The organism is Qipengyuania pacifica, assembly GCF_019857205.1.
Taxonomy (GTDB): domain Bacteria; phylum Pseudomonadota; class Alphaproteobacteria; order Sphingomonadales; family Sphingomonadaceae; genus Qipengyuania; species Qipengyuania pacifica.
In genome coordinates this window covers 165,068-183,196 of sequence record NZ_JAHWXO010000002.1, presented here as the reverse complement: position 1 = coordinate 183,196, position 18,129 = coordinate 165,068, and the positions used below count along the sequence as shown (strand labels likewise).

At 60.5% G+C, this 18,129-nt stretch carries 20 protein-coding genes; 14 read left to right on the top strand and 6 right to left on the bottom strand.

From position 1 onward, the window contains the following. Nucleotides 1-2 precede the first annotated feature (2 nt). The gene (locus tag KYK83_RS04015; RefSeq protein WP_222827270.1) at nt 3-482 is read left to right on the top strand and encodes a GreA/GreB family elongation factor; all 480 of its coding nucleotides are present in this window, start codon (nt 3-5) and stop codon (nt 480-482) included. Further along, entirely contained in the window at nt 475-957 is a 483-nt protein-coding gene (locus KYK83_RS04010; RefSeq protein ID WP_222827269.1) for an invasion associated locus B family protein, read from the top strand. The genes KYK83_RS04015 and KYK83_RS04010 overlap by 8 nt, the downstream gene beginning before the upstream one ends. Before the next feature lie 57 nt (nt 958-1,014). Here the strand turns inward: KYK83_RS04010 and KYK83_RS04005 are convergent, their stop codons facing one another. Then, nucleotides 1,015-1,680: an outer membrane protein gene (locus tag KYK83_RS04005; protein WP_103023253.1), complete on the bottom strand. Its 666-nt coding sequence runs from the start codon at nt 1,678-1,680 to the stop codon at nt 1,015-1,017. A 288-nt stretch (nt 1,681-1,968) separates the two neighbouring features. Between KYK83_RS04005 and rlmN the strand changes: the two genes are divergently transcribed. From rlmN to KYK83_RS03955, 10 genes are all read left to right on the top strand, one after another. Next, complete coding sequence (rlmN, locus tag KYK83_RS04000; RefSeq protein ID WP_222827268.1) at nt 1,969-3,222, top strand: dual-specificity RNA methyltransferase RlmN; 1,254 nt, start codon at nt 1,969-1,971, stop codon at nt 3,220-3,222. A 279-nt stretch (nt 3,223-3,501) separates the two neighbouring features. Then, nucleotides 3,502-4,143, top strand: coding sequence for an MOSC domain-containing protein (locus KYK83_RS03995; RefSeq protein ID WP_222827267.1), 642 nt, complete (start codon nt 3,502-3,504; stop codon nt 4,141-4,143). 137 nt (nt 4,144-4,280) lie between these two features. Beyond that, nucleotides 4,281-4,724, top strand: coding sequence for a glycine zipper 2TM domain-containing protein (locus KYK83_RS03990; protein ID WP_222827266.1), 444 nt, complete (start codon nt 4,281-4,283; stop codon nt 4,722-4,724). 103 nt (nt 4,725-4,827) lie between these two features. Continuing rightward, the gene (locus tag KYK83_RS03985) at nt 4,828-5,598 is read left to right on the top strand and encodes an SDR family oxidoreductase (protein ID WP_222827265.1); all 771 of its coding nucleotides are present in this window, start codon (nt 4,828-4,830) and stop codon (nt 5,596-5,598) included. Beyond that, nucleotides 5,595-6,260 carry a cytochrome b/b6 domain-containing protein gene (locus KYK83_RS03980; RefSeq protein ID WP_222827264.1) on the top strand — a complete coding sequence of 222 codons (666 nt, stop codon included), beginning with the start codon at nt 5,595-5,597 and terminating at the stop codon, nt 6,258-6,260. Before KYK83_RS03985 ends, KYK83_RS03980 begins: the two co-directional genes overlap by 4 nt. Then, on the top strand, nt 6,257-6,997 hold the full coding sequence (locus tag KYK83_RS03975; protein WP_222827263.1) for a molybdopterin-dependent oxidoreductase: 741 nt from the start codon (nt 6,257-6,259) through the stop codon (nt 6,995-6,997). The genes KYK83_RS03980 and KYK83_RS03975 overlap by 4 nt, the downstream gene beginning before the upstream one ends. A 110-nt stretch (nt 6,998-7,107) precedes the next feature. Then, a complete protein-coding gene (locus KYK83_RS03970; protein ID WP_222827262.1) occupies nt 7,108-8,403 on the top strand; it encodes an SAM-dependent methyltransferase in 1,296 nt (431 codons plus the stop codon). 68 nt (nt 8,404-8,471) lie between these two features. Then, complete coding sequence (locus KYK83_RS03965; RefSeq protein ID WP_103023245.1) at nt 8,472-8,735, top strand: DksA/TraR family C4-type zinc finger protein; 264 nt, start codon at nt 8,472-8,474, stop codon at nt 8,733-8,735. A gap of 119 nt (nt 8,736-8,854) precedes the next feature. Continuing rightward, nucleotides 8,855-10,069: an argininosuccinate synthase gene (locus KYK83_RS03960; protein WP_222827261.1), complete on the top strand. Its 1,215-nt coding sequence runs from the start codon at nt 8,855-8,857 to the stop codon at nt 10,067-10,069. 899 nt (nt 10,070-10,968) lie between these two features. Further along, complete coding sequence (locus KYK83_RS03955) at nt 10,969-11,490, top strand: septal ring lytic transglycosylase RlpA family protein (RefSeq protein ID WP_221597588.1); 522 nt, start codon at nt 10,969-10,971, stop codon at nt 11,488-11,490. Between the two features lie 22 nt (nt 11,491-11,512). Here the strand turns inward: KYK83_RS03955 and KYK83_RS17515 are convergent, their stop codons facing one another. Further along, nucleotides 11,513-12,115, bottom strand: coding sequence for a helix-turn-helix domain-containing protein (locus KYK83_RS17515; protein ID WP_196846376.1), 603 nt, complete (start codon nt 12,113-12,115; stop codon nt 11,513-11,515). A gap of 163 nt (nt 12,116-12,278) precedes the next feature. On the opposite strand from KYK83_RS17515, the gene KYK83_RS03945 reads away from it, so the two are divergent. Continuing rightward, on the top strand, nt 12,279-12,977 hold the full coding sequence (locus KYK83_RS03945; RefSeq protein WP_222827260.1) for a helix-turn-helix transcriptional regulator: 699 nt from the start codon (nt 12,279-12,281) through the stop codon (nt 12,975-12,977). A 242-nt stretch (nt 12,978-13,219) separates the two neighbouring features. On the opposite strand, the gene KYK83_RS03940 is transcribed toward KYK83_RS03945, so the two are convergent. The 4 genes from KYK83_RS03940 to KYK83_RS03925 form a co-directional block, all read right to left on the bottom strand. Then, complete coding sequence (locus KYK83_RS03940; RefSeq protein ID WP_222827259.1) at nt 13,220-14,560, bottom strand: hypothetical protein; 1,341 nt, start codon at nt 14,558-14,560, stop codon at nt 13,220-13,222. A 395-nt stretch (nt 14,561-14,955) separates the two neighbouring features. Beyond that, a complete protein-coding gene (locus KYK83_RS03935) occupies nt 14,956-15,666 on the bottom strand; it encodes a thymidylate synthase (RefSeq protein WP_222827258.1) in 711 nt (236 codons plus the stop codon). A gap of 3 nt (nt 15,667-15,669) precedes the next feature. Next, nucleotides 15,670-16,419, bottom strand: coding sequence for a hypothetical protein (locus tag KYK83_RS03930; protein WP_222827257.1), 750 nt, complete (start codon nt 16,417-16,419; stop codon nt 15,670-15,672). Nucleotides 16,420-16,591: 172 nt separating this feature from the next. Next, nucleotides 16,592-17,236, bottom strand: a complete 645-nt coding sequence (locus tag KYK83_RS03925; RefSeq protein WP_222827256.1) for a response regulator transcription factor — start codon at nt 17,234-17,236, stop codon at nt 16,592-16,594. A 176-nt stretch (nt 17,237-17,412) separates the two neighbouring features. On the opposite strand from KYK83_RS03925, the gene KYK83_RS03920 reads away from it, so the two are divergent. Then, a complete protein-coding gene (locus KYK83_RS03920; RefSeq protein WP_222827255.1) occupies nt 17,413-18,117 on the top strand; it encodes a helix-turn-helix transcriptional regulator in 705 nt (234 codons plus the stop codon). Nucleotides 18,118-18,129: the final 12 nt, after the last annotated feature.

Here is an 18,129-nt window from a genome sequence, read left to right as displayed (position 1 = left end):
CCATGCAGCCCAAATCCAATCCCGTCACGCCCGCTGGCTATGCCGCGATGAAGGCCCGTTACGACCATCTTCTTGGCACCGAACGGCCCGAAATCGTCGAAATAGTCAGCTGGGCGGCGGGCAATGGCGACCGCAGCGAAAACGGCGATTATCTTTATGGCCGCAAGCGCATGCGCGAAATCGATCGCGAACTGTCGCACCTTGCACGCCGGATGAAGACCGCGCGGGTCATCGACCCCGTCGAACAGCCCGACAAGTCACGGGCCTTTTTCGGGGCCACCGTCACTCTGGCGGACGAAGATGATAACGAACGGGTCGTCACCCTTGTCGGTGACGATGAACAGGACGCCAGCTCCGGACGCATCGGCTGGTCGTCTCCGCTCGCCCGGGCATTGAAAGGCGCATCGGTTGGCGATCTGCGCAATGTTAATCTGCCCGGCGGCGCGAAGGAATGGGAAATCGTTGCGATCGCCTATGTGTAAACTGATCGCAGTCGCCGCGCTTACACTGGCTGCGCCCCTCGCAGCGAAGGACAGCCTTGGCGTGTTTTCCGATTGGGGGGCATTTCGCGATCCCTCGCTACCGCGGTGTTATGCCATCGCGATGCCGGAAGACAGCCGCGCGCGCCGCGATTTCGAACCCTTCGCCACCATCGGAACCTGGCCGCGCCAGAACATCCGCGGGCAGGTTCATTTCCGCCTCTCGCGCCAGCTCGCGCAGCGGCCCGGCATTACGCTTTCCATCGGCACCAAGAGCTTCCAGCTGACCGGCGGCGGCGGCGATGCCTGGGCTGAAGACCGCACGATGGATGCCGCCATCGTTGCAGCGATGCGGTCGGCCAGCCGCATGACCGTCCGCGCTACCGGCACCAATGGCCGTCGCTTCTCCGACAGCTATTCCCTGTCCGGCGCGGCCACGGCCATGGATGCAGCAACGCTTTCCTGTTCGCGACGCTGACAAAAAAAGGGCCGGAGAGCACCAAGCTCCCCGGCCCATTCTTAATGGCGCAATGGCTTAGAAGCGCATGCCGACGCCTGCCATGACCTGGTGGCGGTCAAGGTCGACATCGAAGTTCCGGCTGGTGCTGCCGTCGGCGAATTCGATGTTCGCGTCGCTGTAGTTCGAATAACGATATTCGAGGTTCACGTAAGTGTTCGGGTTGACGGCATATTCAACACCTGCACCTGCGCGCCAGCCGTCCAGCTTGAAGTCGCGATCGGTTTCGACCGTGCCATAGTCGCTGAGGATGTTCAGCTTGGCATTGGTGTAACCGCCCTTTGCGTACAGCAGGGCATCGGGTGCAATCTTGGCACCGACGCGCGCACCGATGTAGAGATCGCGGCCAGCGTCGACTTCACCCAGCCCAAAGCCTTCGAAATCGCCGTCGTCGAAGTTGGTGCTCGCCGTGGAGTCGGTGTATTCACCTTCCACACCGACAACCGCGCCGCCAAGGTCCACGTCGTAACCGAGGACCACGCCATAGGCGAGACCGTCGATCGACTGGTCGTTGTTGTTCGGCTCGTTGTCGATGTCGACGCTGCTACCGGCCTGTACGGCGTCGTAACCCGCGGTCACACCTGCACGAAAGCCGGTGAACTGGCCATCGGTGCTCTGCGCCATGGCTGGGGCCGACATGCCGGCGATGGTTCCTGCGACGAGAAGAGCTGTTGTCTTGTTCATTATATACTCCGTTTTTTAACCCGCGATTTGTGCATCGCGTGGACTAGGAAAACGGTGGTTCCGCTGGCGAGTTTCATTAACGTAACACAACAAGAATATGTTGCATTAGGGACACATTATTACGGCCCGGGCGTGTACTTCCCAGGATGAAACGCAGGAATCCACGCACCGTTCTCCCGCTGCGGAGTGAAAGCGTTCACGTTCCGGAACCCTGTTCGGTGTCCGTAATTTTCGCGCAATTCTTCAATGTGGCCAAATCCCCCTCCACGCCCTATATGGGGCGCTCCCATGACCCAGACGACACTGATGAGCATCCCCGGGCAGATCGACCCGGTTCCCGTCGCGCGTGACATCACGCCGCGCGAAGACGGTCGCGTGGACCTGATCGGTCTGCCCAAGGACCGCATTCGCGAACTTTTCGACGAAGCGGGCCTCGACGCCAAGCAGGCGAAACTGCGTGCCAAGCAGGTCTTCCACTGGCTCTACCATCGCGGCGTGACCGATTTCGAAGCGATGACCGATATCGCCAAGACCATGCGCCCATGGCTGGCCGAACGCTTCTTCATCGGCCGGCCGGACGTGGTCGAAGCCCAGCATTCGACCGACGGCACGCGCAAGTGGCTGCTCAGGACGTCGGACGGCCATGAATTCGAAATGGTCTTCATCCCCGATGCCGACCGCGGCACGCTTTGCGTATCAAGCCAGGTAGGTTGCACTCTGAACTGCCGTTTCTGCCACACCGGGACGATGCGCCTCGTGCGTAATCTCACTCCGGGTGAAATCGTCGGCCAGGTCATGCTGGCGCGCGATGCTCTGGGCGAATGGCCCAAGGGTTCGATGGCGGGTCTCGAAGTGGAAGAAGACAGCGCCCAATACACCTCCGATGGCCGGCTGCTGACCAACATCGTCATGATGGGAATGGGCGAACCGCTATATAATTTCGACAATGTCAAAGGTGCCCTCAAGCTCGTCATGGACGGCGAAGGCCTGGCCCTGTCGAAGCGGCGCATCACGCTCTCGACCAGCGGTGTCGTTCCGGCAATGGAACGCTGCGGGGAAGAAATCGGCGTGAACCTGGCGGTTTCGCTCCACGCGGTGACCAAGGAAATCCGCGACGAGATCGTGCCGCTCAACAAGAAATACGGCATCGACGAATTGCTCGAAGCCTGTGCCGCCTATCCAGGCGCGTCGAATGCGCGGCGCATCACCTTCGAATATGTCATGCTCAAGGACAAGAACGACACCGACGAGCATGCGCACGAACTTGTTCGCCTGCTGAAGCATTACAAACTGCCGGCGAAGGTGAACCTCATCCCCTTCAATCCCTGGCCCGGCGCGCCCTACGAATGTTCGACGCCAGAACGGGTGAAGCGCTTCTCCGAAATCGTGTTCGAACACGGCATCAGCGCACCCGTTCGCACCCCACGCGGGCGCGACATCGACGCGGCCTGCGGCCAGCTCAAGACCGCCGCAGAAAAGAAAAGCCGCGCCCAACGCGACCGCGAAGCGGCCGAAGCATTGGAACCAGCCGCGACGGCCTGAGGTCAGCTTGCGGGCCACTGCCGCGGTAATGCGGATTTCGTCGTACTGAAGTTTACCCGGCGCCCGTCCTGATCGTTTAGGAATCTAAGCGCTTTCCTACACCCTTCTCGTGTGCTGATACGGGCAGATGGCACTCCCGGACCCTCAGGAAAACTTCGCGTTCCCGGGCCTTTCGCAAGCTGACATTTTTGTGCCCTGGACAGTGGTCCATGTGGTCCATGTGGTCCATGTCTATTACCGTGCGGGTCTCGAACCATCGGGACGGATGAGGGATTGCGCATGACGATTGTAGTCGAAGCCTTGTGTACGGGCCTGCCCCTGCCCTTCAACGGCGCAGAACTCAGCGCAATCGACAAGCGGCCTGCGGAGGGTCCGGTCATGATCCGCCGCTTCGGGCTCGAAGGGGACATGGTTGCCGACACCAAGCACCATGGCGGCCCCGACATGGCCGTGCATCACTATCCTCACGACCACTATTCCGCATGGGCCGAATGGCTCGGCGGTCACGATCTGCTGTCAGGTCCCTCCGCCTTCGGGGAGAACATCGAGGCTACGGGCCTTGTCGAAACCGACGTCCGCATCGGTGACCGTTTCCGTCTTGGCGAAGCCCTGCTGGAGGTCAGCCAACCCCGCAAACCATGCTGGAAGATCGAACATCGCTTCGGCCGGAAAGGCATGGTTGCGCATATCGTAAAGACGCACATCAGCGGCTGGTATTACCGCGTCATCGAAGAAGGCATCGCGCAGGCAAGCGATCATCTGACGAAGGTCGATGAAGGCAAGACGGACTGGACCGTGGCACGCCTCTTCGCGGCGCTTTACGATCCTTCCTTCAAGCCCGCGCCAGACCAGCTCGAGGAGATTTGCATGCTCGAAAAGCTGAGCGAAGAGGTACGCCTTTCCTTGTCCCGAAAGCTCTGAAAACCAGCGGCTGGTCCTGTGTTTTGGCTCGGCTCATCGCGTTTTTGGCAGGACAACAGATCGTTCATCGGACGTTGTGGAGCCTCTGGCGATTTCGAGCGTCATCCACACACAAATCACGAATGAGGAGATTTCAGATGAACAGGATCGCCCTTGGTATCGCCGCAGGTTCGCTGGCAGCAATCGCCACTCCAGCCGCCGCTGTCGAAATTGCACCTGCCCCTTTCACTTCGGCAAGCGCGCTGGTTGAAACGTCTGCCCCGACCACGACCGTGGCGGCCCTGCACGACCGTGACCGTCGCTATCGTGGCGGACGCGGGCGGGTCTATGACGATCGCGGCCGTTACAACGAACCCCGTCGTATCAGCCGCCGTGACCGCATGTGGCGCGGCAATGACGGTCGCTATTACTGCAAGCGCGATAACGGCACCACCGGCCTTGTCATCGGTGCAGGCGTGGGCGCCCTTGCCGGCCACGAAATCGCCGGCCGCGGTGATCGTACCCTCGGCGCGATCCTCGGTGGTGTCGTCGGCGGCGTTGTCGGTCGCGAAATCGACAGGGGCAGCCTGAGCTGCCGCTAATCGCTGGATCTGATCGGGAAACCGGTCTCGCGGCGCGCCGCTACCGAACCATCGGTGGCGGCGCGCCTTTTCTTTGCCGGGCGTGCCGCTATGGTCGGCGGTGATGAGTGATGCCAGGCCAGCAGTTCTCGTAACGGGAGGCGCGAAACGTATCGGCGCGGCGATCGCGCGGGCATTCGGCCATGCCGGATGGCATGTGGTGATCCATTACGGATGCTCGCGAGAAGACGCCGCAGCGCTGGCGGGCAGTCTCCCCTCGGCCGAAACGGTGCAATTCGATCTCGCAGATGACGCGGCCACTGCGCAGATGATAACAGATTTGAGCGCTCGCCTGTCCGATTGGGCTGCACTGGTCAATTGCGCGGCCATTTTCGAAGCCGACGATGTAACCTTTCTCGATCCTGCCACGAATGCACGCACGATGCAGATCAACGCTCGCACCCCCGCCCTCATGGCGCAGGCCTATCTGCGCTCGGCACGTGCAGTCGCCGGACGCTGCGTGATCCAGATTACCGATCAGAAGATCGCCAATCCCAACCCGGATTTCTTCAGCTACACGATGAGCAAGCACGCGCTGGCATCGACGGTCCCGATGCTGGCCATGGGTGCCGCCAGGCCGGACGACCGGGTTTATGCCCTTGCCCCCGGCGCCATTCTTGCCAGTCACGATCAGCGCGAAGAGGAAACCGAAATCTCCCACCGCATGAACCTGCTGAAGCGCAAGACGGGCCAGGACGAGGTGGCGAAGGCCGCCCTTTTCCTCGCGCAAGGTCATCTCGCCAGCGGACAGACGCTATATTGCGACAGCGGGCAGCACCTGCTCTCTCAGCCACGCGACGTAATCTACCTTGCCCGGGAGGAACAGCACGCATGAAAAGACACGCCCTCAGCACGCGGCTCTGGCATTGGCTAAATCTGCTGTGCGTGGTCGTCCTGTTCATGTCGGGACTGACGATCTCGAACGCGCATCGTCGGCTGTACTGGGGCGATTGGGGCTTCGAAGCCAGTCAGGCATGGCTCATGGTGCCGCGCTTTCCCGACTGGATGACGATACCGGGGTATTACAGCCTGGCTGTTGCGCGGGACTGGCACATACTGATGGCATGGCCTTTCGCAGTGGGGCTGCTGTTCATGTGGATCGCGATGATGGTCAATCGCCATTTCAAACGCGATATCGTCACGAGACGCAGGGAATGGCGACCTTCCGCAATCTGGCGCGATGTCGTCGAACATCTCAAGCTCAATTTCGATCATCACGAAGGGAAGTACAATTTCCTCCAGAAACTCGCCTATGGCCTCGTGCTGGGCGTGTTTTTGCCGATGATGATCTTCACCGGCATCTCCATCAGCCCCGGTATGGAGCCGACCTTCGGATGGCTGGTAGACCTTCTGGGTGGACGACAGTCGGCCCGGAGCCTGCACTTCATCTTCGCTTTCGCGATCGTCGGGTTCTTTATCGTGCACGTTTTGCTGGTCATTCTTTCCGGACCCATCCGCCAGATGCAAGACATGATTACGGGAGGGCGCAAGGCATGAAGCGTCGCAATTTCCTCGTCGCTGCGGGCGCGGCTCTGGTCGCCGGATGCAACCGGATAGCCGAAACGAACGCGGGCAAGGCGGTTCTGGACGCCGCCGACAGTTGGCACAAGAATGCCCAGCGCCTGCTGACGAGCCGCGATGCTCTCGCTCCGGAATATCCGGCCAGCGCCATCTCGCCCTTCTTTCGCGGCAATGGCTCGACAGATCCGCAAAACGGCGACTATCCCCGTCATGTCGACGAAGGCTTTGCCAACTGGCGCCTCGAAGTGACCGGGCTGGTCGCAAATCCGCTCAGCCTGAGCCTCGAGAACATCCGCAGGCTTCCCCAGCGCAACCAGATCACCCGCCACGATTGCGTGGAAGGCTGGAGCGCGATCGGCCAATGGACCGGGCCGCAACTTTCTGTGCTGCTCGACGCTGCCGAATTGCGTGACGATGCCCGGTTCGTGATCTTTCGCTGCGCCGATAATCTGAACGGCGGCGATTACTACGAAAGCGTCGATTTGATCGATGCGTACCACCCGCAAACCATCATTGCTCATTCGCTGAACGGTCAGGCCCTTCCGGTGCGCAACGGAGCCCCGCTCAGGATGCGGATCGAACGCCAGCTTGGTTACAAGCACGCAAAATATCTCACGGGGATCGAAGCTGTCGCCAGTCTCGATGATGTGGGTCTCGGCAAAGGCGGGTACTGGGAAGACCGCGCCGGATACCAGTGGTACGCGGGCATCTGATCGACGTTGGCATTGCTGCACCTTCCTGCTCCGCGATCCCGCTTCGATTGACTTGCCCTCCCCCGGTGCCCCACAGACGCCTTTAATTCAGACAAGGGAGATCGCCTCAGATGTGGCTGCTCGATAAATTTTTGAAAGCCGCGATCAAGCAGGGCCGGATGGTCGTCACCGATTACGATGGCGCGACCTATGAGTACGGTTCCGCTTCAGAAGGCGAGCCCCCCCTGCACATCTGCCTGACCGACAAGAAAGCAGCCAATCACATTGCCCGCTACCCTCAGGTCGGCGCGGGCGAAGCTTTCATGTGGGGATGGCTTCATGTCGAAGAGCCGCACGATATTCGCGACCTTGTCCTCTTCGTGACCAAGAATGCCAAAGGTGATGGCGAACGGGCGCTGAAACCGCAGGGACCGCTGCGCAAGGCTGCCCAGAAACTGCTCGCGACAGTCGACAGCCTTAATCCGCGCGACAAGGCGCGCAAGAACGCTGAACACACGTACAATCTCACTCGTGAGCTTTACGAGCGCTTCCTTGACGAGGACCGCCAGTACACCATGGCCTATTACCGTGGCGATCCGGCCACGACCTCGCTCGAGAAAGCACAGCTCGACAAAAAGGCGCATCTAGCCGCCAAGATGTACGTGCAACCGGGCCAGCGAATTCTCGATATCGGGTGCGGCTGGGGTGGGTTCGCGCTCTACCTCGCACGCCATTACGATGTGGAAGTCACCGGCGTCGCTCTCGCGCCGGACCAGATCGCTTTCTGCCAGGAGCGGGCCGAGCAAGCTGGCCTTGCCGACCGTGTGCGGTTCGAATTGATGGATTATCGTGACGTTACCGGAAGCTTCGACCGGATCAGTTCGGTCGGCCTTCTCGAACATGTCGGCACGCCGCACTACCCGCAGTTCTTCGAACACACCGCACGTCTGCTGGCGCCCAAGGGCGTCATGATGAGTCACTGCTGTGGCCGCGCAGGCCCTCCCGGATTTACCGACAAATGGACGCGCAAGTACATTTTCCCGGGTGGTTACATTCCGGCCCTCTCCGAACTCGTGAGCCAGAGCGAGAAATTTGGCTGGGAGGTAACGGACGTCGAAGCGATGCGCTTCCACTACAGTCACACTCTGGAAGAATGGTACAACCGGACCGTCCTTCACGAAAAAGAGATCGTCGAGCTGTACGACGAACGCTTCTATCGCATGTGGTTGTTCTATCTGGCTGGGGCAGAGCAGAGCTTTCGGCACGGCAATATGGTCAACTGGCAAATCCAGTATGTGAAGGATCGCGAGGCCATTCCGATGACCCGCGAATATCTGGAAGCGGAAAGCGCACGGCTCCGGGCCGCCGACGAGGGCAATGTGCCCGAATGGCATCTCGATCCGGCTTTGCGCGAAGCTGCGGAGTAATACGCCTGCCTCCCCTGATTTGATTATCTCGTTTTCTTTCCTACCTTTGTAAGGGAAGGAGAGCTTTCATGGCAGGCGGTTGGGCGCGCGATGGCGCCGTACAGGACCAGATCGACGACACCGTGTCCGACGCGGTGAGCGCAGCACGTGCACGCCTGCCGGTGGGCGAAAGCGAGCGGTGGTGCGTTGAATGTGGCGAGGAAATTCCCGAGAAACGCCGCGAAGCCCTACCCGGCGTCAAGCGGTGCGTTGCCTGCCAGTCTGGCCGTGATGCGAACGCGCGCAGTTCGGGCATCAACCGCCGGGGAAGCAAGGACAGTCAATTGCGCTGATGCTGGCGCACGCCCATGAAGCGTGTGAGCATTTCAGCTTTAGACGGGCAAAGCGTGAAACGATTGCCTAGCGCCCCCTCCCCCTGCTAGCGGCGCGCGCGTAACAGCAAGGTGCCCCCATGTCCGATATCAAACGCGTCGTCCTCGCCTACTCCGGTGGTCTGGATACTTCCGTCATCGCCAAATGGCTCGAGGTAGAGCGCGGACTGGAAGTGGTCACCTTTACTGCAGACCTTGGTCAGGGTGAGGAGATCGAGCCTGCGCGTGAAAAAGCACGCGCGATGGGAATTCCGGACCAGCATATTTACATCGAAGATCTGCGTGAAGAGTTCGTGCGTGATTTCGTCTTTCCGATGATGCGGGCAAATGCCCGTTACGAAGGCGACTATCTCCTCGGTACGAGCATTGCCCGCCCGCTCATCTCCAAGCGCCTCGTCGAAATCGCTCATGAAACCGGCGCGGACGCGATCGCCCACGGGGCAACCGGCAAAGGCAACGACCAGGTCCGTTTCGAACTGTCGGCCTACGCGCTCGATCCCGACATTAAGGTTATCGCTCCTTGGCGGGAATGGGAGCTCACGAGCCGGACCGCGCTGATCGCATGGGCGGAAGCGCACCAGATCGCCGTGCCCAAGGACAAGCGCGGCGAAAGCCCCTTTTCGACCGACGCGAACCTTCTTCATACCTCGTCTGAAGGCAAAGTGCTCGAGGATCCGTGGGAGGAAACCCCGGATTATGTCTACTCGCGCACCGACCATCCGGAAGATGCGCCCGATACGCCCGAGTACATCACTATAGACTTTGAAAAAGGCGATGGCACCGCTTTGAACGGCGAGGCGATGAGCCCTGCAACGTTGCTCGCAGCGCTCAACGATCTGGGCCGCAAACATGGCATCGGCCGCCTCGATCTGGTCGAGAACCGTTTTGTCGGGATGAAGAGCCGGGGAATGTACGAAACGCCCGGCGGAGAGATCTATGCCCGGGCCCACCGCGGCATCGAGCAGATCACGCTCGACCGGGGCGCCGCACATCTCAAGGACGAGCTGATGCCGCGCTATGCCGAACTGGTCTACAATGGCCTCTGGTTCAGTCCTGAGCGTGAAATGCTGCAGGCCGCAGTGGACCTCAGTCAGGAAAAGGTATCGGGCACCGTTCGCCTGAAGCTCTACAAGGGCAATGCGATGGTCGTCGGGCGCAAATCGGCCGACTCGCTTTATTCCGAAGCCCATGTGACCTTCGAAGATGACGCGGGCGCGTATGACCAGAAAGACGCCGAAGGCTTCATCAAGCTCAATGCTCTGCGTCTTCGCCTTCTCGCAAAACGCGATCGGTAATTACGCTAACAAGAGCTCAAGGCAGTGTAATATTACGCCGCCAAGCCCTCTGACATTATGATTTTGCGATAAAGCGTTTGGTTATCCACCTTCCTCCACAAGCAAATCTGGGGAAAGTGGATAACTCGCGCCTTGCACGCTGGACGAATCGCTACATCGGGAGCAGCTTCAAGTCATCGGAACGGCACGGACATTCGACGAAATTGAGAGCCTAACGGCTTGAAATTACGGAGAATATCCAAACCGGAAAGACATGGAAGAAGCTGTCCATGTGTTTCCAGAGACTGACGTGCTGAAGACTTCGGTCTGACGCAAGTGGGTCGATGACGGAGCGCAGAAAACTTCTTTTATGGATCGGGCCAACCGGTCGTCTGCTGATGAAGCATCAGAAGAAAAGGTCTTCGGACTGGATCCCTGATGCAGATGAAAGCGAGCGACCATTATGGGAAGCGCGATCTCGGTGCCGCCCATCGCTGGCCGGCCTGGGACAGAAGCGAGGGTCTTCGGACCTGGCGCACTCGACCGGGTAGGCCGCCGGACGGAACCGGATGCCGGTGCGAGCGCCGGTGACAGAACCGGACGAACATCTTCGGATGCTCAGAAGGGAAAACATCGGATGCCAAGTTCTCGTCTTCGGACATGACCACGCATCGGTGAGAGTGGGGTCGGCAGCAATGCCGGCCCCATTTGCTTTACCGCGACCGGAAAACGGAGCGGGAATCATGCAACCAGCCTTGGTATCCAGCACCCCGATCAGCCACGAAATACGGTAGGAAAGCGCGTCGTCGTTCCCGAACTACGATGAACTGTGGCACGAATGGGGCAGTTAGCCGCCCTGTTAAGGACTCCTGCGAAAGGCTCCCGTATAGACGCCGGAACCGAACGGGAGGTCCAGAATTATGGCCAATCGCGCGCTTCGCAGCATAGTACTTCTTGCAGCCCTTGCGCTGCCCGCAACCGCGGCTCAGCCGCGTGAGAACGCCAACACAGCGACCGCCAGTGCCGCGTTCGACGCCAATCTGGTCGCGCGCACGGCGCTTCCGACTGCGCCGGCACCGGCGGCCAATGCCATCGACCTGTCGCATATCGATCCACCCGTCGATGCATCGCCTGTCGCTACGTCGATCGGGGGTGGGGTCGCTTCCTATTACGGCCGACGCTTCCATGGACGGCCCACCGCCAGTGGCGAAAAGTTCGACATGAACGCGATGACGGCAGCGCATCGGACGCTTCCGTTCGGCAGTCTGGTCGAAGTCACCAACCCGCGTAACGGGAAAACGGTGACGGTCCGCATCAACGACCGGGGCCCCTTCCACGGTGGCCGGGTCATCGATGTGAGCCGCGCTGCGGCGACGGAACTCGGGCTGATCGGCCCGGGAAGCGGAACGGTGGAACTCGCCGTTCTGGATTCAGCGGCGTAACAGCCCCTCCCCACCCGGCAGATCAGCTGGGCGTCGACAATTCCGATTCAACCACGAGCCGGACCAGCCCCGCCATATTCCGCGCGTCGAGTTTGGCGAGGATATTGCCGCGGTGCACCTCGATGGTGCGCGGGCTGATGCCGAGCGGTTCGGCCATTTCCTTGGTCGACAGCCCCTGCGAGATGCCTTCCGCGATTTCGCGTTCGCGATCGGTAAGGACCGCGAGCATGCGCCGGGCGCGAGCGGCGACCTGGGCGGCTTCCGAGCGGAGCGGAATACGTTTTTCAAGCGCTTCGAAGCTGCGCCAGAATTCGATCCCGTCTGTGGGCCACTGGACGTAGCCGACGCAGGGGCCGTTGGTGAGTTCCAGGACGCGGCTCATCTGCGGGGTGCGGCCGTAGGCCACAAGGGGAAAACTTTCGAGTTCACGGTCGAGCACATCGGCCGCGGCTTCGACCTGATCGCCATCGTCGCCGACGAAGACCCAGGCGTCCTTGGGACGCTGTGTACCAAGCTCTTCCATGCGGTCGAGGGGGATTACGTAACCCTTGCGGGAGAGATTGTGAGCGAGTTGATTGCGACAAGAAAAGTCGCGGTCCACCACGATGAATTGTCTGTCTTGCACGTTTTCGACCCTGTTTTTTATGCCACCATGAACTTTCCGTTCATAATGATTAACTACGTGTAACTGATTAGGTGCCAAGATTGCGAGACATTGTGCAGTATGACATGATATTGAATGTCATTCGAATCAATGTCATCCGCATGACGGACATAGGGATCTGCGCGTGATCGAGCTGCTCAAACGGATCAAGGCGTGCCCCGACCGGGATTCGCTGCTCGACATGCTCGGGGCCCATTTCCGCGAACAGGGGTTCGAGGGGTTCGGGTATATGGTGCCGTCGACCGAGGAGCCGGGCGCCATGGTTTTCGAATTGCGCGGCCTGCCGGAGGCGTGGCGGAACATCTATCGCGACGAGGGGCTGAGCAAGTCCGACCCCTTCCCCCAATATGTTGCGCGGCACCGGCACCCGATCCAGCTGAGCGACGTGTGGAAGAGCGGGACGCTGACGCCGGCGGAACGCGAGTTCGTGGGCCGCGCGCGCGAGGGCGGAATTACCGACGGCTTCCTGATCCCCACCTTCGGATCGCACCAGCAGATGGGCATCTTTGCGCTGGGGCAGGTGACAAGCCCCGAAGTGCTGCAGCGCGCCGATATCGACGAATTGCAGGCGATCATGCAGGCGGCGCACACGCAGCTGGACCGGATCAACCAGCAGGGCGTGTTTCCCAGGCTGGCACCGCGCGAGGTCGAGATCCTGCACTGGATCGCGCACGGCAAGACCAACTCGGAGATCGCATCGATCCTCAACATCGGCCTGCCGACCGTATCGACCTATATCCAGCGGCTGTTCGCCAAGCTGGAGGTGAACGACCGGTCCGCCGCGGCGGTCAAGGGCGTGAAGTTCGGCATCATCTCGGTCTGAGCGAACCGGCGTACCGGCCCTGCCTGCCTGCATGATCGTGAGGGGGAGAGGGAGGAGCCGGCCGCGGGGTTCGTGAGGGAGGGGAGGGATCATCTCGCCCCGCAGCCGGGTCCATCACCCACCCAATGCCCCGCCCGCCAGCGCTATCCCGCCCCTGCGACGAAACGTGCTGCGGTTGCGAGATGCGGAACAGGTTCATCTGCGGGCAAGGCCGGAGCCGCCGCAAGCCCCTCGCCAGCGCCCTACTTCGGCCCGGAAGCCCCGCCCTTGTGCCCCTCCTGCTCGTCCCCGATAGGTGCCCAGTCGCCGAACTCGTTCTTCGCATAGGCGACGAAGTCCACGCCGTAGCGCCACCAGTCCTCGTCCCCCGCCTCGAAGGCGGCAATCTGGCATTCCTCGATCTGCGCAGGATCGCCGCCCAGCTCATCCGGCTCGGGCGCATCGAGGGGGCGCTGGTCCTCCATCTCGTTGAGCAGCCGCGCGACGGGCGGGTAATGCGGGCAGGCGCGGCAGGCGGGCCAGCGCGGCTCGCCGCAACACGGCCCCTCCCCCTTCGCGCTTAGCACGGGTTCGAAGCCGTCCTTGCCCATGCGGTAATGCGGCCTGCCGCCATCGGTGCCGTTGCGCGCGGCGATGCAGTCGCAGGGCGGTTCGTCGGGATGGCGTTCCTCGCGCTGAGGCGGGGCGTCTTCCGGAGACATGGACCGGGTGTTACACTGTCCAGGCGATAAAATTTCCGGGGTGCCGGAGGTGTGGCTTGGGCCATGCCCTGCGACAGGCTCGGGGCGAGCGGAGGTGTCAGGACAGGCGGCGGCGGGCTTGGCCCCCTCGGCCATATCCACGTCGATCGGCTCGCCTGCGCGCATACGGTGCAGCAGGCCGTCGAAATCTTCCGCCAGCGCCTCTATCCGCGCGTCGGTGCGCATGCGGTCGAGGCGGCCGAGATGGGCGAGCAGCAGCCGGTCGCTCACGCGCCGCCGCGTACCGACGATCTCGCCGTGATACCAGACCTCCTCCTCCACCCCGGACATGGCGTAATCGGCCAGCAGCGCCTCGGCCTGCCCGCGCGCGATCACCATGGCCGCATCCCAGGCGCGCCCGAAGGGAGCGCTGGAGCGGCGCGCGCGATAGACGCTCTGGTGCGAAATTTTCACCCGCCGCGCGGCGGAACGCACGCTGCCGCTGACCGCCAGCGCTTCAAGGAAGGCGATGCGCAGGTCGAGCGTGAACTGCGTCTGCGGGGCGCGCGTCTCGTCGCCGGGCAGATCCTCGACCAGCGCGGGGAAGCTGGCGGGCGCAGGCGGTGCGGCGGGCGCGGGATCGGGCGATGCCCCGGCGGCAGGGGTCAGGTCGGCAGGGGCAGGCGCGGGTTCTGCGCAGGGTAGAGGCGGAGCGCCCTGCCCTTCCCCTCGCTGGCGCAGCGCCGCGGCGGTACGGGTGCGCGGTTCGGGAGGGCTTTCCGGTGAGGGAGCAGCAGGCGGTTTGGCGGCTTTGGCACGCGTTTCGGCGCGCCTGGCGGCCTCGGCCTCGGCCAGCTCGGCGGCGGAGATGAAACGACCCTGACGGGCGGGCATGAAGGACATGGGTTCACCTTGCGAAAGTGGAAGGGAACCGGTCCAGCTATAGAGATAATCGCGTGTAGGACAGCGCCTTTTGCGCGCGCGGCGGCGCGCCTAGCTGCCGCGGCGACGGTGGCGGATAATCCACTCGCCCAGAAGCCACGCGCTGACGAACGCCGTCACGACGAGAAGGGGTATAAAGACTTGGGTGGGCATGCGACCGCTCCACTACGCTAGGCGGGAGCAATGCCGAAGCTTCTCTCAGTCACCGAAAGGCCCATGAAAGGTCCGGCGATGACGGCTGTATAGCAGGTTTTGGCGTTGTGGCCATTAATGCGTGACTAGGGGATGTAGCGGGGTACGACGAAATGAATGTGGTATCCGGCTGGGTCGGCTACGGCGCGACCGATCGCACAAACTTAAGTTTCGGAAGCGAGTGCAGCAGCATTGCGGATCGCGGTGATTGGCTCTCGCTTTCTTTTATATGTGAAAGCTCGGCTGAAGAAAAAGAGTATTTTAGATTCACGGATATCGACATCGGGTCTTTGCTCTTTAAAATTCTCCATAATGGAAAAATGGATACGGCTGCAGTGAAGAAAATCGAACAAAGCTACCTCTGCAAAATCGCAACTTCTGAAAAAGAACTTTGTTCGTAATTCTCCGTCACGGTATTTCACATCGATGAATGAGAGGCATGGCACATAACCCGGGCGATATGCATCTCGAAGATCCGATGGATGGAACACGCTTAAAGATAGATTAGAAGATTGCGGGGCTTCCCCAAATTTTTCTGCCACTAGCGCCAATTGATCAATCGGAGTGAAATCGTTCGTACCAACTTTGAGAAAAGGATACTGTTTTAGTCTACCAATATAGCTTGGCTTTGTAATGTTGCCTGATAATCTTTCGTAAGCGCGCTTAGCCTTCTGCGCACCATGTTTTAGGTTTTCATCTTGAGAAATGCGCTCCACGAAAGCGACGAATTCAGTCCATTCTGCCAACTGTGGAGAAATCAGACACGCAAGATCTTGCACTTCATTCATGTCGCTTTTGCGACGCCCTTCGTTGACTACATGCTCAGCGCATCTGAGATAGGCATCAAGAAATCGCTCGCTTTGAATGAAGTACATGATTCAAATCGATGCCGGGAGCGTCGGCACACCTGAAATAAGTATTATCACTGCCAGAAAAACAACGGCCGACCCGGTTGCCAATATTCCTACCTTAAGAATGGAATTCATCCTTTGTAAGTTATCTCGAGATATTGACTGAAGTATTTGAAGAACATATACTTGCTGTAAATCTTCATCGAAGCGCAACAGGTCGTCCTGCCATAACTGTGTTACCTTGCTACAAAAATCACCGAAACCGTTAGAAAGAGTTTTACGCTTCTTATTGACCGTGAAATTTGTATTTCTGCCTATTAGACTAGTTGAATATTTTCCGAAAATTAAGTGCTCTAATAAGCAAACGTCGGTATCCTTTGGCACACCATAGTGATACCAGGAATAAATGGTGGTAAGCTCTTTCCTATGAGTGTAATTCAAGTTCTGCCCACGCAGATATGTCAAAAATACCGAAAAAGCCGTGAGAAAGACAGTAAGTAGCACAGCTCCAGATGCTAAAAATGCGGTGGATTTTGCATCGATCCCCCCAGGCTTAGTTGCGCCGATGATTACGGTCATTGCCACTCCAGAAAGCGCAATCATTCCGAGTGCCATCGTCACTCGCTTTTCCCGCTGTTCTTCATACCAATCATAACGCCCTTTTGCGTAATCGATCATCTTATAGAGGCGCTCTTGGATCATCGCAGCCCTCTTACTATCGGGCTGAGCACGAAGGTATTCAGCTGATACCGTCGAGAAATTTCGGATCTTATCCATGTGCCCTCGCAATCTACTTGAGAAGCTCCACAACAAAGTTAGCGTTGTAAAGACCGAGCCATCAGCGCTGCACAATTTTGGGCCGAACGTGGCTCCAAAGTCCGACTAAATCTTAAGCGATTTAGCGACGCCTAACGCAAACTCCTTGGCCAAGGAGGCTCGCGTTTGCGCCTCACCCCTCCACACCCGCGAGCCGCGCGTAGCTGAGGTGTTCCAGATGCAGTTCGGGCAGCTCAGCCGCCAATAGCCGCACCGCCTCCACCGCGTTGCGCACGTCCAGCTTCGTGAAGATGTTCGCCCGGTAGGTTTCCACCGTGCGCGGGCTGAGGCCGAGATCGCGGGCGATCTCCTTGCCCGTGCAGCCGTTGAAGATGCCTGCCAGCACCTCCTGTTCGCGCGGGGTCAGCACCTCCACCAGCGCGCGGCTGCGGGCATAGGCCTGGTTGCGGCGGAAGATCTCCTCCGCCTTGTCCGCGCCGAGCGCCAGCGTACGGCACAGCCGGTCGTGGGTGCAGGGCCAGTCGAGATAGCCGACGGCACCGTAACTGTGCAGCGCCTCCACCACCCGTTCGATCGACGGGGCGCTGCTGTAGGGGATCAGCGGGAAGCGCATGCCGCCGCGTTCAAGCCATGCGTGCAGTTCGCCAAGCCGGTCCCCTTCGTCATGCACGAAGATCTGGCAGCGGGCGGGCCATATCTCCGCAATCTCGCGCGGGTCGGCGGCCGAATGCGACAGGCCCAGTCCGGCGAGCGCACAGGCGAGATCGCGCTGGCGGGCGAAATCGGGGTCGACGATGATGAACTTCGGCTGCGCCACGATGCTGTCCGGTCCTTGCCGGAGGGGTGTGTTCCGGGGCGCCGCATGTGCGGAACAGGGAACGAACGCGCCAGTCACGTGATTGAGGGACATGGGATTGAAGGAACGCTGCAGTAAGCAGCGCAGCATGACTGTCGGTTCGCGAAACGAAATATCACCAAGGAGGTGGTTGCGTAATGCCCGGCAGTGAAATCTTTCATCAGATCGACGAGGCCGCAACGCGCGACGACGTGCTGGATGTGCTGGCCGAATTCTATCGCGCGCGGGGCTTTCGATCGTTCTGCTTCGTCATTCCCATGGTCACCAAGCCCGACCAGTTCCGCCTGTACGAGCGCGGCATGCCGCCCGAGTGGATGCGGCGCTATCTGGAGCGCGATTTCGACCTGATCGACCCCGTGTCCACCGCGGCGACGACCCGCAACGAGGTGGGCACTCTGGGCGAATTGCTGAAGCAGCTGACGGTGAACGACGTGGGGCGCCTGTTCGTGGAAGAAGCGACGCGGATGGGCCTGACCGACGGGCTGGCGATCCCGACATCGGGCCTGCGGCATGCGCGCGGGTTCTTCGGCGTGGACAATGTGGCGGCGGAGGACCTGGCGAAGGTCGACCGGTCGCTGATGTGCGCGGTGGCGCAGCACGCCCATCTGCGGATCGACCGGATCGAGGAGGAACACGGCGCCGGGATCGACGGGCTGTCCCCGCGCGAGGCGGAAATCCTCAACTGGGTGGCGGCGGGCAAGTCCAACCCGGAAATCGCGATGATCCTGGGCATCAGCGAGGCGACCGTGGGCACGCATCTGAAGCGCCTGTTCACCAAGCTGGGCGTGCACGACCGGGTTTCGGCCGTGCTGGCCGGGTTCAAGCTGGGGATGCTGCGCTGACGCGGCAGCGGC

Excerpts from the sequence above, each read along its gene's own strand:
- KYK83_RS03990 (WP_222827266.1), top strand. The coding sequence starts at position 4,281 with ATGAACAGGATCGCCCTTGGTATCGCCGCAGGTTCGCTGGCAGCAATC.
- KYK83_RS03985 (WP_222827265.1), top strand. The coding sequence starts at position 4,828 with ATGAGTGATGCCAGGCCAGCAGTTCTCGTAACGGGAGGCGCGAAACGT.
- KYK83_RS03995 (WP_222827267.1), top strand. The coding sequence starts at position 3,502 with ATGACGATTGTAGTCGAAGCCTTGTGTACGGGCCTGCCCCTGCCCTTC.
- KYK83_RS03975 (WP_222827263.1), top strand. The coding sequence starts at position 6,257 with ATGAAGCGTCGCAATTTCCTCGTCGCTGCGGGCGCGGCTCTGGTCGCC.
- KYK83_RS04015 (WP_222827270.1), top strand. The coding sequence starts at position 3 with ATGCAGCCCAAATCCAATCCCGTCACGCCCGCTGGCTATGCCGCGATG.
- KYK83_RS03960 (WP_222827261.1), top strand. The coding sequence starts at position 8,855 with ATGTCCGATATCAAACGCGTCGTCCTCGCCTACTCCGGTGGTCTGGAT.
- KYK83_RS03980 (WP_222827264.1), top strand. The coding sequence starts at position 5,595 with ATGAAAAGACACGCCCTCAGCACGCGGCTCTGGCATTGGCTAAATCTG.
- KYK83_RS03920 (WP_222827255.1), top strand. The coding sequence starts at position 17,413 with ATGCCCGGCAGTGAAATCTTTCATCAGATCGACGAGGCCGCAACGCGC.
- KYK83_RS03935 (WP_222827258.1), bottom strand. The coding sequence starts at position 15,666 with ATGTACTTCATTCAAAGCGAGCGATTTCTTGATGCCTATCTCAGATGC.
- KYK83_RS03955 (WP_221597588.1), top strand. The coding sequence starts at position 10,969 with ATGGCCAATCGCGCGCTTCGCAGCATAGTACTTCTTGCAGCCCTTGCG.
- KYK83_RS03940 (WP_222827259.1), bottom strand. The coding sequence starts at position 14,560 with ATGTCCTTCATGCCCGCCCGTCAGGGTCGTTTCATCTCCGCCGCCGAG.
- KYK83_RS03930 (WP_222827257.1), bottom strand. The coding sequence starts at position 16,419 with ATGGATAAGATCCGAAATTTCTCGACGGTATCAGCTGAATACCTTCGT.
- rlmN (WP_222827268.1), top strand. The coding sequence starts at position 1,969 with ATGACCCAGACGACACTGATGAGCATCCCCGGGCAGATCGACCCGGTT.
- KYK83_RS03965 (WP_103023245.1), top strand. The coding sequence starts at position 8,472 with ATGGCAGGCGGTTGGGCGCGCGATGGCGCCGTACAGGACCAGATCGAC.
- KYK83_RS03970 (WP_222827262.1), top strand. The coding sequence starts at position 7,108 with ATGTGGCTGCTCGATAAATTTTTGAAAGCCGCGATCAAGCAGGGCCGG.
- KYK83_RS04005 (WP_103023253.1), bottom strand. The coding sequence starts at position 1,680 with ATGAACAAGACAACAGCTCTTCTCGTCGCAGGAACCATCGCCGGCATG.
- KYK83_RS04010 (WP_222827269.1), top strand. The coding sequence starts at position 475 with ATGTGTAAACTGATCGCAGTCGCCGCGCTTACACTGGCTGCGCCCCTC.